13 protein-coding genes are annotated in these 13,243 nt (G+C 66.4%); 9 read left to right on the top strand and 4 right to left on the bottom strand.

The window, feature by feature from the left end:
• The first annotated feature begins 79 nt into the window (after window positions 1-79).
• From J7355_RS05885 to J7355_RS05860, 6 genes are all read left to right on the top strand, one after another.
• Window positions 80-2,587 carry a DNA topoisomerase I gene (locus J7355_RS05885; protein WP_209060822.1) on the top strand — a complete coding sequence of 836 codons (2,508 nt, stop codon included), beginning with the start codon at window positions 80-82 and terminating at the stop codon, window positions 2,585-2,587.
• Window positions 2,588-2,654: 67 nt separating this feature from the next.
• Window positions 2,655-3,239, top strand: coding sequence for an L-threonylcarbamoyladenylate synthase (locus J7355_RS05880; protein ID WP_209060819.1), 585 nt, complete (start codon window positions 2,655-2,657; stop codon window positions 3,237-3,239).
• 7 nt (window positions 3,240-3,246) lie between these two features.
• The gene (gene hemF / locus J7355_RS05875) at window positions 3,247-4,188 is read left to right on the top strand and encodes an oxygen-dependent coproporphyrinogen oxidase (protein ID WP_209060818.1); all 942 of its coding nucleotides are present in this window, start codon (window positions 3,247-3,249) and stop codon (window positions 4,186-4,188) included.
• Entirely contained in the window at window positions 4,188-5,153 is a 966-nt protein-coding gene (locus J7355_RS05870; RefSeq protein ID WP_247739809.1) for a hydrogen peroxide-inducible genes activator, read from the top strand. The genes hemF and J7355_RS05870 overlap by 1 nt, the downstream gene beginning before the upstream one ends.
• A gap of 46 nt (window positions 5,154-5,199) precedes the next feature.
• Window positions 5,200-7,149, top strand: coding sequence for a transglycosylase SLT domain-containing protein (locus J7355_RS18000; protein ID WP_209060817.1), 1,950 nt, complete (start codon window positions 5,200-5,202; stop codon window positions 7,147-7,149).
• A gap of 9 nt (window positions 7,150-7,158) precedes the next feature.
• A complete protein-coding gene (locus J7355_RS05860) occupies window positions 7,159-8,382 on the top strand; it encodes a multifunctional CCA addition/repair protein (protein ID WP_209060816.1) in 1,224 nt (407 codons plus the stop codon).
• Between the two features lie 10 nt (window positions 8,383-8,392).
• On the opposite strand, the gene J7355_RS05855 is transcribed toward J7355_RS05860, so the two are convergent.
• The 3 genes from J7355_RS05855 to folB all read right to left on the bottom strand — a co-directional run bounded on the left by J7355_RS05855 (window position 8,393) and on the right by folB (window position 10,240).
• Window positions 8,393-9,199: an undecaprenyl-diphosphate phosphatase gene (locus J7355_RS05855; RefSeq protein WP_209060814.1), complete on the bottom strand. Its 807-nt coding sequence runs from the start codon at window positions 9,197-9,199 to the stop codon at window positions 8,393-8,395.
• 184 nt (window positions 9,200-9,383) lie between these two features.
• Window positions 9,384-9,887, bottom strand: coding sequence for a 2-amino-4-hydroxy-6-hydroxymethyldihydropteridine diphosphokinase (gene folK, locus J7355_RS05850; RefSeq protein WP_209060812.1), 504 nt, complete (start codon window positions 9,885-9,887; stop codon window positions 9,384-9,386).
• Window positions 9,884-10,240 carry a dihydroneopterin aldolase gene (gene folB, locus J7355_RS05845; protein WP_209060811.1) on the bottom strand — a complete coding sequence of 119 codons (357 nt, stop codon included), beginning with the start codon at window positions 10,238-10,240 and terminating at the stop codon, window positions 9,884-9,886. Before folB ends, folK begins: the two co-directional genes overlap by 4 nt.
• A 173-nt stretch (window positions 10,241-10,413) precedes the next feature.
• Between folB and J7355_RS05840 the strand changes: the two genes are divergently transcribed.
• Complete coding sequence (locus J7355_RS05840) at window positions 10,414-11,328, top strand: AEC family transporter (RefSeq protein WP_209060809.1); 915 nt, start codon at window positions 10,414-10,416, stop codon at window positions 11,326-11,328.
• Here the strand turns inward: J7355_RS05840 and tsaD are convergent.
• Window positions 11,325-12,368, bottom strand: a complete 1,044-nt coding sequence (gene tsaD, locus J7355_RS05835; RefSeq protein ID WP_348523002.1) for a tRNA (adenosine(37)-N6)-threonylcarbamoyltransferase complex transferase subunit TsaD — start codon at window positions 12,366-12,368, stop codon at window positions 11,325-11,327. The two genes, J7355_RS05840 and tsaD, sit on opposite strands and share 4 nt — an antisense overlap.
• Window positions 12,369-12,475: 107 nt before the next feature.
• On the opposite strand from tsaD, the gene rpsU reads away from it, so the two are divergent.
• A complete protein-coding gene (gene rpsU, locus J7355_RS05830; RefSeq protein ID WP_006915178.1) occupies window positions 12,476-12,691 on the top strand; it encodes a 30S ribosomal protein S21 in 216 nt (71 codons plus the stop codon).
• 88 nt (window positions 12,692-12,779) lie between these two features.
• Window positions 12,780-13,223 carry a GatB/YqeY domain-containing protein gene (locus J7355_RS05825; RefSeq protein ID WP_209060805.1) on the top strand — a complete coding sequence of 148 codons (444 nt, stop codon included), beginning with the start codon at window positions 12,780-12,782 and terminating at the stop codon, window positions 13,221-13,223.
• Window positions 13,224-13,243 lie beyond the last annotated feature (20 nt).

The raw sequence follows: 13,243 nt of genomic DNA, 5'->3' as shown, positions 1-13,243 counted from the left end.
CGCGCATGCTTCAAAGGCTGTGCTAGTGTGCTGCGCCCTGCGCCCGAGTGCAGGCCCATTCTTCAAATAGCGTGTATCGATGAGTCGCAATCTCGTCATCGTGGAATCGCCGGCCAAGGCCCGGACGATCGAGAAATATCTCGGCAAGGACTACGAGGTTCTGGCCTCGTACGGCCATGTGCGCGACCTGGTGCCCAAGGAAGGCGCGGTCGATACCGAGCACGATTTCGCGATGCGCTACGACGTGATCGATCGCAACGCGAAGCACGTCGACAAGATTGCCCGCAGCCTGAAGAAATCGGACGCCCTGCTGCTCGCCACTGACCCCGATCGCGAAGGCGAGGCGATTGCCTGGCATCTGCTGGAGTTGCTGCGCGAGCGCGGATTGCTCGAAGACAAGGAAGTCGCGCGCGTGGTCTTCCACGAGATCACCAAGAAGGCCGTCGGCTCGGCTGTGGCCAGCCCGCGCGAGATTTCCAGCGATCTCGTCAATGCCCAGCAAGCCCGTCGGGCGCTGGATTATCTGGTCGGCTTCAATCTGTCGCCGCTGCTCTGGCGCAAGGTTCAGCGCGGTTTGTCCGCCGGCCGCGTACAGAGCCCGGCCCTGCGTCTGATCTGCGAACGCGACGCCGAGATCGAGGCCTTCGTTCCCGAGGAATACTGGAAGATCGAGGCCCGCGCCGAGAAGGACGCCCAGGCATTCGGCGCGCGTCTGCACCAGCTCGACGGCGAGAAGGTCGAGCAGTTCACCGTCAACAACCAGGGCAGCGCCGACGCGGCCTTCGAAAAACTCACGCAGGCGGCCCAGGGCCAGCTGCGCGTCGCCAAGGTCGACCGCAAGCAACGCAAGAGAAATCCGGCGCCGCCGTTCACGACGTCCACGCTGCAGCAGGAGGCCGCGCGCAAGCTCGGCTTCACCGCCAAGCGCACCATGCGCACGGCCCAGAGCCTGTATGAAGGTGTCTCCATCGACGGCGGCGAGGCCACCGGTCTGATCACCTATATGCGGACCGACTCGGTGAGTCTGGCCGCGGACGCCGTCAGCGAACTGCGCTCGATGATCGGCAAGCGCTACGGCGACAAGAACCTGCCGGACGCGCCTCGCAGCTTCAAGACCAAGTCCAAGAACGCGCAGGAGGCCCATGAGGCCATCCGACCGACCGAAAGCGCGCGTATTCCGGACGAGATCAAGTCCAACCTCACCAGCGATCAGGCGCGGCTCTACGAGCTGATCTGGCAGCGCACCGTCGCCAGCCAGATGGTGCATGCGCTGTTCGATACGGTGTCTGCAGACCTGGCCACCAGCGGCGACGACCGCCACCTGTTCCGCGCCTCGGGGCGTACCCTGCGCGAGCCGGGTTTCCTGTCGGTTTATAAGGAAGGCAAGGACGACGACAAGGGCGACGACGACGCCGACAAGCGCCTGCCGCATCTCGAGGAAGGCGAGCTGATCAAGCTGGCCGAAATCGTGCCGACCCAGCACTTCACCGAGCCGCCGCCGCGCTTCACGGAAGCCGCGCTGGTGAAAACCCTCGAGGAATACGATATCGGCCGGCCGTCGACCTATGCCTCGATCATTTCCACGCTCCAGGATCGCGAGTATGTGGAGATGGACGGCAAGGCCTTCATGCCGACGCCGCTGGGCAAGATCGTCAACAAGTTCCTGACCGACCACTTCACCCGCTATGTGGACTACGAGTTCACCGCCAACCTCGAAGACCGTCTCGACGCGGTCTCGCGCGGCGAGGAGAAGTGGCAGCCACTACTCAAGGAATTCTGGGATCGCTTCTCCGAACAGATCGATGCCAAGCAGGATCTCTCTAGAGAGGAAGTCGCCCAGGCCCGCGAACTCGGCACCGATCCGAAATCCGGCAAGCCGGTGATCGTGCGTATCGGCCGTTTCGGCCCATTCGTGCAGATCGGCTCCAAGGACGACGAGGAAAAACCCAAATTCGCCGGCCTGCGCAAGGGCCAGGACATGGACAAGATCACGCTCGACGAGGCGCTGTATCTGTTCAACCTGCCGCGCGATCTGGGCGAAACGCCCGAGGGCGAGGAGATCCAGGTCAACATCGGGCGTTTCGGCCCCTATGTGCGCTACGGCAAGAAATTCGCCTCGCTCAAGGAGGACGACCCCTACACCATCTCCAAGGAGCGCGCGCTCGAGGTCATCGCCGACAAGAAGGAAGCCGACGCCAAGAAGCTGATCAAGCACTTCGAGGCCGAAGGCATCAAGGTGCAGCACGGCCCCTTCGGCCCGTACATCACCGACGGCAAGAAGAACGCCAGCGTGCCCAAGGATCAGGAGCCGGCGGACCTGACGCTCGAACAGTGTCAGGACATCATCGCCAAGGCGCCCGAGAAGAAAAAGCGCGGCCGCAAGGGCGCGGCCAAGAAGACGGCCGACAAGGCGCCGGCGAAGTCGGCCGCCAAGAGTCCGGCCGCAAAGAAAAACGGCGCGGCGAAGACCACCAAGGCCAAGACCGCGACCAAGGCGAAGCCCAAGAAGACGACGGCCGCGAAAAAGCCGGCCGCCAAGACAGGCACCAAATCCGGCGACGCCGCGTCGGGCAAGTCGCAGTCCTGATCGACCCAATGAACATCGGGCCCGCCATCGTGCGAATGATGGCACGGCGTGACGCGGAACCCTGCGCATGAATGCACACACGTCCAATGGTTCGGCGCGTGCGAGCGCCCATCGTTTGCGCCGGGCGGCGCGCGTGCTGGCCGCCGGCGGCCTCGTGGCCCACGCCACCGAAGGCGTCTGGGGCCTGGCCTGCGATCCGCTCGATCCGCAAGCGGTACTGCGCCTGCTCGCACTCAAGCGGCGCGACGTCGCGCGCGGGCTGATCGTGATCGGCGCAGACACCGAACAGCTCGCGCCCTTCGTGGCCCGTGACGCCGCCTCGGCCTGGGATCGCGCCACCCAGAGCTGGCCGGGACCGGCGACCTGGCTACTGCCGGCCGCGCCGGGCACGCCCTGGTGGCTCACGGGCAGCCACGACAGCATCGCCCTGCGCCAGACCGCTCATGCCGACAGCGCCGCACTTTGCCGCGCCTTTAGCGGCGCTTTGGTTTCGACCAGCGCCAACCGCAGCGCCCACCCGCCAGTGCGCAGCACTTGGCAGGCCCGCGCACGCCTGGGCCGCGGTGTCGATTTCATTCTCGGCGGCGTGCCGGATACGCCGGGCCAGCCGAGCACCATCCGAGACGCGGCCGACGGCCGCGTGCTGCGTTAAGACTCACATGACGGCCGCCGCAACCGATCCCGACCGCGTCATCGCCTGGTTTCGCGAACTTCAGGACCACATCTGCGAACGTCTCGGCGCTTTCGAGCCCGCGCAGGATTTTCATATCGATGCCTGGCAACGCCCGGCCGGCGGCGGCGGCGACACCCGCGTGCTCGCCAACGGCGAGACCTTCGAGCGCGCCGGAGTGAATTTCTCGCGCGTGACCGGCGACAACCTGCCGGCTTCGGCCTCGGCGCGACGCCCGGAGCTGGCCGGGCGCTCGTTCATCGCCAGCGGTGTGTCGGTGGTGGCGCACCCGCGTAACCCCTATGCGCCGACCGCCCACGCCAACGTGCGTTTCTTCGTGGCCGAGAAAGACGGCGAACCGCCGGTCTGGTGGTTCGGCGGCGGCTTCGACCTGACGCCCTATTACCCGTTCGAAGCCGATGCCGTGGCCTGGCACGAGGCGGCGCGCGACGCCTGCGCGCCGTTCGGCGACGATCTGTATCCGCGCTTCAAGCAGTGGTGCGACGACTATTTCTATCTGCCGCACCGCGAGGAAACCCGCGGCATCGGCGGCCTGTTCTTCGACGATTTCGACGAACTCGGCTTCGAGGACAGCTTTGCGTTCATCCGCAGCGTGGGCCAGGCCTTCATCGACGCCTACGCGCCGATCGTCGAACGGCGCCGCGCGCACGACCACGGTAAGCGCGAACGCGATTTCCAGCTCTACCGGCGCGGGCGCTATGTGGAGTTCAACCTGGTTTATGACCGCGGCACCCTGTTCGGGCTGCAATCGCGCGGGCGGACCGAGTCCATCCTGATGTCGATGCCGCCGCTCGCCTCGTGGCAGTATGGCTATACGCCTGCTCCGGACAGCCCGGAAGCCACGCTCTACGCAGACTATCTGCGACCGCGCGACTGGCTCGGCTGCGCTGACGAACAAGACCGGCCTTGATGCATATCACGCTCACCGAACTGCGCTATCTGGTCGCGCTCGACAAGGAACGCCATTTCGGCCGCGCGGCCAAGCGCGCCTTCGTCAGCCAGCCGACGCTTTCGGTGGCGGTCAAGAAACTCGAAGGCGAGCTCGGCGTGACCGTGTTCGAACGCAACCGCGGCGAAGCCCGGGTCACACCGATCGGCCGCCGTATCATCGAACAGGCCTATCGGGTGCTCGGCGAAGTCAGCACGCTCGAATCGGTAGCCGAACAGGGCCGCGACGAACTCGCCGGGCCGCTGCGCCTGGGCGTGATCTACACCGTCGGCCCCTATCTGCTGCCGCACCTGATCCCGGCGCTTCGCGAAGCCACGCCGGACATGCCGCTGATCATCGAAGAGAACTTCACCGGCACGCTCACCCAGCAGCTGCGCAATAACGAGCTGGATGCGGTGATCGTGGCCATGCCCTACGACGTCGCCGGTCTGTCCACCTGGTCGCTCTACGACGAGTCGTTTGTGGTCGTCATGCCCCAGCATCACCCCTGGACCGCGCGTGACACCATCGACGCGAACGATCTGGCCGACGAGGATCTGCTCCTGCTCGGGCCGGGCCACTGCTTTCGCGATCAGGTGCTGGCGCTGTGCGAGGACTGCCGGGATCGCGAGCGCGAGCGCCAGCCACAGGCCGGCTCAAGCCTGGAGACCATACGCCACATGGTCGCCAGCGGCCTCGGCGTGACCGTGTTGCCGCGTTCGTCGATACCCGGGCTATCCGAAGAATCGCGCCTGTTGGAAACACGGCCGTTCGCGGGCGAATCACCGACCCGGCGCATTGCGGTGGCCTGGCGCAAGAGCTTTCCGCGCCCGCGCGCGATCAATAGCCTGCGCAACGCCATCATGCAGTGCGACCCCAGCGGCGTGACGCTGCTGCCCGACGAAAAGGCCGCCAACATCGACGAAGAGGCCTTCGTCGAGTTCTGAACGCCCCGGCCTTTGCGGCTCGCCCCGTGCGTTACACTCCCTCGCTGTGAACCGCTTCAACGCCACGATCGCCATGCGCCTGTTCCTGACGGCCGGACTTCTGCTGTTTGCCGGCACGAGCCTCGCCGCGACGACCGCCCAGCGCGATGCTTTTCGCGATGCGCTGGCCGCCGCGCAACAGGGGCGGCTCGACAGCCAGCCCGGCCTGCGCACGCAATTGCAGGGCTATCCGCTCTACGACTATCTCACCGCAGCCGAGCTGCGCTACCGACTGGATACCAATGCGGCCCCTGCCTTGGACAGCCGTATCCAGACGTTCGTGAACAACCACCCGGACCTGCCGCCGGCCGAAAGCCTGCGCCGCAACTGGCTGCCGAGTCTGGCGCGGCGCAACCGCTGGTCGCTGCTGCTCGAGAACACGCGTGACAGCGACGGCAGCACCGCCACCTGTCGCGCCGTCAACGCCCGAATCAAGCTCGGCCAGGCGCCGACCGACGCCGCGCTCGAGCTCTGGCGCGTCGGCCGCAGCCAACCCGATGCCTGCGACCCGGTCTTTGCCTGGCTCGAACAGCGCGGCCTGCGCGGGCCCGAGGAGATCCTGCGGCGCGCCCGCCTGGCCGTGCTCGAAGGCCAGTTCGGTCTCACGCGCTATCTCGGCCGCAAGCTGCCGGACAATCTCGCCGCCCGTACCGACCAATGGCTCGGTGTCGCGGAAATCCCGTCGAACCTGGCCTACAGCCAGCCGGGCCTCGACGGCGATATCACCGTGTTCGCGTTTAAACGCCTGGCTCTGCGCGATCTCGATAAAGCCGCCGACCTGCTTAGTCCGCTGGCCGAGCGGCTCGATCTCGACGCCACCCAGCGACACGAGATGAAACGCTATGTGGCGCTGCTCTACGCCCAGGAGCACAAGCCGCAGGCGCTGGTGTGGTTCGCGCGCATGGACCACAGCCGCATGACCGACGACGACCACGCGCTCGGCTGGGAGATCCGCGCCGCGATCTACCAGCAGCGCTGGCCGCTGGTCGTCGACGCGATCACCGATCTGCCGCCCGCGCTCGCCGACGAAGAAGAATGGCGCTACTGGCATGCCCGTGCGCTGGAAGAGATGGGGCGTACGCAACAGGCGCGCACGATTTATGCGCCGCTGGCCGGCGAACGCTCCTACCACGGTTATCTGGCCGCCGACGCGCTGGACCAAGACTACAACCTCAACGAGCGCCCGCTGACTGTGCAGGCTGCGGCGCGTGCGCGTGTCGAAGCCCGGCCTGCCCTGGAACGCGCGCGTGAATTGCGCGCGCTCGGCATGGATCACCAGGCCGGGCTGGAGTGGAACGCCGTTATCGACGATCTCGACCAGGCGGCACTCGCGCAGGCCGCGCGCATCGCGCATGAATGGGGCTGGCATTCGCGCGCGATCATCACCCTGGCGAAATCGGATTACTGGGACGATCTGGATATTCGCTATCCGACCCCCTACGACGCCGCCGTGCGCCAGTTTGCCGACGACAACGGGCTCGATCCGGCCTATGTGTTCGCCATCATGCGCACCGAATCGCTGTTCCAGCCGGAAATTCGCTCCTCGGCCGGCGCAGTGGGCCTGATGCAGCTGCTACCCGGCACGGCGCGTCTGGTCGCGCGCCGCATGGACGCCGCGCGTCCGTCGAGCAGCGCGCTGACGATCCCCGAAATCAACATCCAGCTCGGTTCCGGTTATCTTGCCCAGATGCTTGAACGCTGGGACGGCAATATCGCGATGGCAAGCGCCAGCTACAACGCTGGCCCCGGGCGTATCGAACGGTGGCTGCCGCGGCAGACCATGGACCCGACTATCTGGATCGCCAATATTCCGTACACGGAAACCCGCAACTACGTGCAGCGGGCCATGTCGCACATGACGGTATTCCAGTCGCGCCTGCACGAGCAGATCGTGCCCTTGAACGAGCGTATCGACGCCGTGCAGCCGCGCTACGGCGACGAAACCGCCAGCCGCTAGGCCGCGCACATGGAGCGATATCTGGTCGGCGGTGCGCTGCGCGACGAATGGCTTGGATTGAGCGTTTCCGACCGGGACTGGGTCGTCGTCGGCGCCAGTCCCGAAGACATGGTGGCGCGCGGCTACCAGCCGGTCGGCCGCGATTTTCCGGTCTTTCTCGACCCGGACACCCACGAGGAACACGCGCTGGCGCGCACCGAGCGCAAGAGCGGGCGTGGCTACCACGGGTTCGTATTCCATACCGGCCCCGACGTGCGGCTCGAGGACGACCTCACCCGCCGCGACCTCACGATCAACGCCATCGCGCGGGCCGAAAACGGAACGATCGTCGACCCCTGCGGCGGCCGCGCCGATATCGAAGCCCGCGTTTTGCGCCACGTATCGCCCGCTTTCGTCGAGGACCCGGTGCGTTTGCTGCGCCTGGCGCGCTACTACGCTCGCTTCGCCCCGCTGGGTTTTCGCGTCGCCGACGAAACCATGGCGCTGCTGCGCGAGATGGTGGCCAGCGGCGAGGTCGATCATCTCGTGCCCGAGCGCGTCTGGGCGGAAACCGAACGCGCGCTCATGCACGACGAGCCACAGCTGTTCTTCTATCTACTGCGCGAATGCGGCGCGCTTTCGCGGCTGTTTCCCGAACTCGATGCGCTGTTCGGCGTGATCCAGCCGATACGCCACCACCCGGAAATCGATAGCGGCGTGCACACGCTGCTTGTGCTCGGCCAGGCCGCAGCCGCCGGCGCGCCGCTGGCGGCGCGCTATGCCGCACTCTGCCACGACTACGGCAAGGCACTGACGCCGGCACATGTGCTGCCCGGCCATCGCGGCCATGAAGCCGCCGGCGTACCGCGGGCAGAAACTTGCAGTGCCCGACTCGGCGTACCCAAGGCCTTGCGCGAGGCCGCCGCGCTCGTCGCACGCTGGCATACGCACGTGCATCGCATGCATGAACTGCGGCCGGCGACCATGCTGGAGCTATTCGAAAGCATCGACGCGTTCCGTCGTCCGGAACGGCTGGACGTGTTGATCGCGGTCTGCGAGGCGGACGTGCGCGGCCGGCTCGGCTTCGAGCGACGCAGCTACGATCAGCCGCGGATCGCGCGCGCCGCGTTTGCCGCGGCCAACGCCATCAGCGCCCGACCGATCGCCGAATCCGGTTTACGCGGCCCGGAGATCGGCAAGGCCCTTCACGATCAGCGCGTGGCCGCGATCGCAAACGCGATCGGGCGCCGTTAGTCGGATTTAGTCAGCCAGACCAGCCGAAGATCGCGAACAGCAGGATGCCGAGGACCACGCGGTAGACCACGAACGGCATCATGCCCACGGACTGGAGCATGCGCAGAAAATAGTGGATCGCGGCGAACGCGCTCAATCCGGCGAGCAGCGCCGCCAGGGCCATCGCCCCCCATGCCTCCTCGACCGGGCTCTGCAGCAGCAGCATCGTCTCGAAGACGATCGCGGCAGTCGTGATCGGAATGGCCAGATAGAACGCCACGCGCGCCGCCGCCTGGCGGTTCAGCCCGAAGGCCCGCCCGCCGAGGATGGTCATGCCCGAGCGCGAGGCGCCGGGGATGAGTGCGACCGCCTGGGCGAAACCGATCGCGAGATAAGCCCGCCAACCGAGCTGCTCGGGCTCGCGGGTGCAGGGCGCCCGCATGTCCACCCAGCCCAGCAGCAGGCCGAAGACGATGCTCGTGGTGGCGATGATGCCCGGCACGCGCAGCATCGACTCCCCCAGCAGACCGATGATCACACCGAACACGATCGCCGGCACGGTTGCCAGCACCAGCCCCCACGCCATCGCAACTTCCGCATCGCGGCGGCCCGTCGTCATGGATTGCATCCAGGCCTGCCAGAGGTTCGCCACATCGGTACGGAAATACGCCAGTACCGCGACCAGCGTGCCCAGATGCATGGCCAAGTCGAAACCGAGCCCCTGATCCGGCCAGCCCAGAAAATGCGGTACCAGAATAAGGTGCGCGGAACTCGAAATCGGCAGGAACTCGGTGATGCCCTGCACCACGGCGAGCACCACCATCTGATACCACTCCATAGACCTATCCGGACAGGATTCTGAATTGCGGACATTTTTCAGCTGCGCCGCAGGCCGGCGCGATGGGGCCGCACTATAGCGTGGCACCCGGCATTTGTCCGAAACGACTCACGTGCGAAACGTTCGATGCTGCACGCGATCCGTGGCATTGCCGTGACGGCGCCGCCGCCCGGCCAGGCACGGACTACAGCGCCAGCGGCGCCTCGGCGTCGAGCGTAACGGCCTCGAGCCGCAGGCCTGCGGTACCGAATTCGCCCCAGAGCTCGCGGTAGGTGCGCCCCAGCGCCGGGTGGATGGCCGCGGGCGCCAGTTCCGACAGCGGCCGCAGTACGAAGGGGTATTCGAGTATGTCCGCGCGTGGCAGCTGCAGGGTGGCGTCATCCTGTGTGCGATCGCCGAAAAGCAGCAGATCGATATCCATCGTGCGCGAGGTCCGGCGCACCGCGCGGTCACGTCCGCAGGCCGCTTCGATATCGCGCAGCTGCGTGTGCACGCGATCGAGATCGAATTCGGTTTCGAAGGCCGCCACCAGATTCAGAAAATCCGCGCCCTCGAAACCCACCGGCGGGCAGCGATAGATCGGCGAGCATCTGAGCGTGCCGAAGCTGCGCTCCAGCAACTCGAGCGCCAGCCGTACATGGGCATGGGGCGATACGTTGCTCCCGATGCCGATATAAACCTCGGTCATACCTCGCGTTGCCGCGTGATCCGCACCCCGACACCGCTGGCCTGCGGCAGGGCACCGGGTTTGTTCACCCGGATCCCCACCTCGGGCACATCGAAATCTGCCAGCAACAGGCGGGCAACTTCCTCGGCCAGGGTTTCGACGAGCTTGAACTGCGACGCGGCCACGAAGTCCCGCACGCGATCAGCGACGGCCTTGTAGTCCAGGGTCTGGGCAACGTCGTCATCGGCGGCCGCATCGCGGGTCGAAAATCCGATGTCGAGATCGATGTAGACCCGCTGGGGCGTGGCGCGCTCCCAGTCGTAGACCCCGATGATCGTGTCGACCCCCAGCTGCTGAATGAATATCGTGTCCAAGTCGCCTCCCTTGTAACGACTCGCAGGCCGCCCGATACGGGTGGCCGGATCTGCGGTGCTGATTACGCGCAGCTTAGCACTGACGCCATACGTTCCGGGCGTCACCGCCCGGGTCGCTCCAGCTACGAACACGCATGCGATACTGACGCACCGCGTTACCCAGCCCGCGTTCGATGCCGATCGTCCAGTCCGCGCTTGCCCCGCTGTTCCTGCTGATCGCGCTGGGCGCATGGCTCGGCTGGCGCGCATATCCCGGTGGCGATTTCTGGCCGCGTGCCGAGCGACTGATCTACACGCTGCTGTTTCCTGCCTTGCTGATCGCGACACTGGCTACGGCGGATGTCGCGCGTGTGACGGTCCTGCCGCTGGCCGCCGTCGTGCTCGCACCGCTTCTGGTGATGGCCGGCCTGCTGTGGGCGGCGCGGCGGCGTCTTGCCCTGGGCGCCCCCGCTTTCACGTCTGTTTTTCAGGGCGCGCTGCGCTTCAACACCTATGTGGCCCTTGCCGGTGCCGCCGCGCTGCACGGCGATGCGGGGCTGACGATTGCTGCCGTGGCGATAGCGCTCATGGTGCCCACGATCAACGTGCTGTGCGTGCTGTGCTTCGTCGCCGCCGGCACGCTGGGCCACGCTAGCATCGGCCGCAGCCTGCGCGAACTGCTGCGCAACCCGCTGATCGTGGGCTGCGCGATCGGCATCACCCTCAACCTGAGCGGTATCGGCCTGCCCGGCGTTGCCGAACCGACCCTGCGTCTGCTGGGCCGGGCCGCCCTGCCGCTGGGCCTGATCACTGTCGGCACCGCGCTGCGGCCGGCCGCAGTCTTGCGCGCGGGCCGCGCGTTCTGGCTGGCGACGCTCGTCAAACTGATGCTGCTCCCGGCGCTGGCGCTCGTGCTGGCGTTGCTCGTTGGCCTCGACACACAGACCACGCACGTCGCGCTGCTGTTCACGGCCGTGCCCACGGCCACCTCGGCCTATATTCTGTCGCGCCAGCTCGGCGGGGACAGCGAACTCATGGCGGCCATAATCACTGGCCAGACCGTGCTCGCCATGCTCACGCTGATTTTCTGGCTGGGGGTGGCGGTCTAGGCCGGCGCCTCGATCGCGTCAGCCGGCGGCTTCAGGCTGTCCAGCGGCCAGCGCGCGGCGGCGTCCGCCGGCGCGATACCGGGGCGCATCTCGCGGGCGCGCAAACTGCCGACCAGCGCGATCATGGCCGCATTGTCGGTACAGAATTCGCCACGCGGGAAATGAGTGGAAAAGCCGTCGCGCGCGGCGCGCTCGGACAGCGCCTCGCGCAGGCGCGCGTTGGCGCCGACCCCGCCGGCGACGACAAGCCGCGAAGCCTTGCAGGCCGCTAGCGCTCGCGCGCATTTCGCGACCAGCGTGTCGACCACGGCCTGCTCGAAGCTCGCGGCGATGTCGGCGCGCGCGGATTGTGTATCCGGCGCGGCCTTGACCGCCAGCATGACCGCGGTCTTGAGCCCGGAGAAAGAAAAATCCAGGCCCGGCCGCTTGAGCATGGGCCGCGGAAACGCGTGCGCATCGCGACGCCCGTGCGCGGCAAGCGCCGCGAGTGCCGGCCCGCCGGGATAACCGAGCCCCAGCATCTTTGCGCATTTGTCGAAGGCTTCGCCGACGGCGTCGTCCAGGCTTTGTCCGAGCAGGCGATAACGCCCGACACCGTCGACCTTGACCAGAAGCGTGTGGCCGCCGGATACCAGCAGAGCCACGAACGGGAACGCCGGGGGATCATCCTCGAGCATGGGCGACAGCAGATGCCCTTCCATGTGATGCACACCCAGCACCGGCAGGTTGCGGCTCATCCCCAGCCCGGCCGCCACCGAGGCACCAACCAGCAGCGCGCCGACGAGACCCGGGCCGCGCGTGTACGCGATACCGGTCAATTCGGGGTGGCCGGACTCGGCCAGAACACGCTCGATCAGCGGCAGCGTCTTGCGGATATGATCACGCGACGCCAGCTCCGGCACCACCCCGCCGTAATCGGCGTGCAGGGCCACCTGGCTGTGCAACGCATGGGCCAGCAGGCCGCGCTCGCTGTCGTAGATCGCGGCCGCGCTTTCGTCGCAGGAGCTCTCGATTCCGAGGATGACGTTTTTTCTTTGCAAAAGGGGTCGGCAGGGATTAGACTTCATCGCCTTATTCTAGCCGTCGGGTCTCGGATATGCCCATGGCTGGATGGACACAACTGCATTTTCCGGAGAGTGATTGCTCAATGCCTAGCGTACGCGTCAAAGAAAACGAACCGTTCGAAGTTGCACTGCGTCGCTTCAAACGCAGCTGCGAAAAAGCGGGCGTTGTCACCGAAGTACGCCGTCGCGAGTTTTTTGAGAAGCCCTGCCAGACCCGCAAGCGCAAGCGCGCCGCGGCCGTCAAGCGGCATGCCAAGAAGCTCCAGCGCGAGCAGCAGCGCTTCACGCGCCAGTACTGATCGCGGACTTCAGACCGACGTATGAAACAGCGGCTCCAAGGCCGCTGTTTTTCTTTGTCAGGCAGAATTCTTCGACAGGAGTACGCGCGTGAGCCTCAAAGCACAGCTTCAGGATGACATGAAATCCGCCATGCGGACGCGCGACAAGGAACGCCTTGCCGTGATTCGCATGCTCATGGCCGCGGTCAAGCAGCGCGAAGTCGACGAGCGCAGCGAGCTTTCCGACGCCGACGTGCTGGCGGTGGTCGAGAAGATGGTCAAGCAACGCCGGGACGCCGAGCAGCAGTACCGCGACGCCGACCGCCCGGAACTGGCCGACGCCGAAGCCGCCGAGATCGCGGTACTCGAACACTACCTGCCCGCCCAGCTCAGCGAGGCCGAAATCGATCAGGCGATCGAAAAGGCCATCGTCGAGAGCGAGGCCAGCTCCATGCGCGACATGGGCAAGGTCATGGGCGTGCTCAAGCCACGCCTCCAGGGCCAGGCCGACATGGCCGTGGTCAGCCAGCGGCTCAAGACACGGCTGCAATAACCTCGCTGCGTGGGCGCTTG

Source organism: Endozoicomonas sp. G2_2, assembly GCF_017744135.1.
Taxonomy (GTDB): domain Bacteria; phylum Pseudomonadota; class Gammaproteobacteria; order Nevskiales; family Salinisphaeraceae; genus Salinisphaera.
The sequence above is the reverse complement of the archived record's forward strand: the minus strand, read 5'-3'. Positions and strand labels throughout refer to the sequence as shown.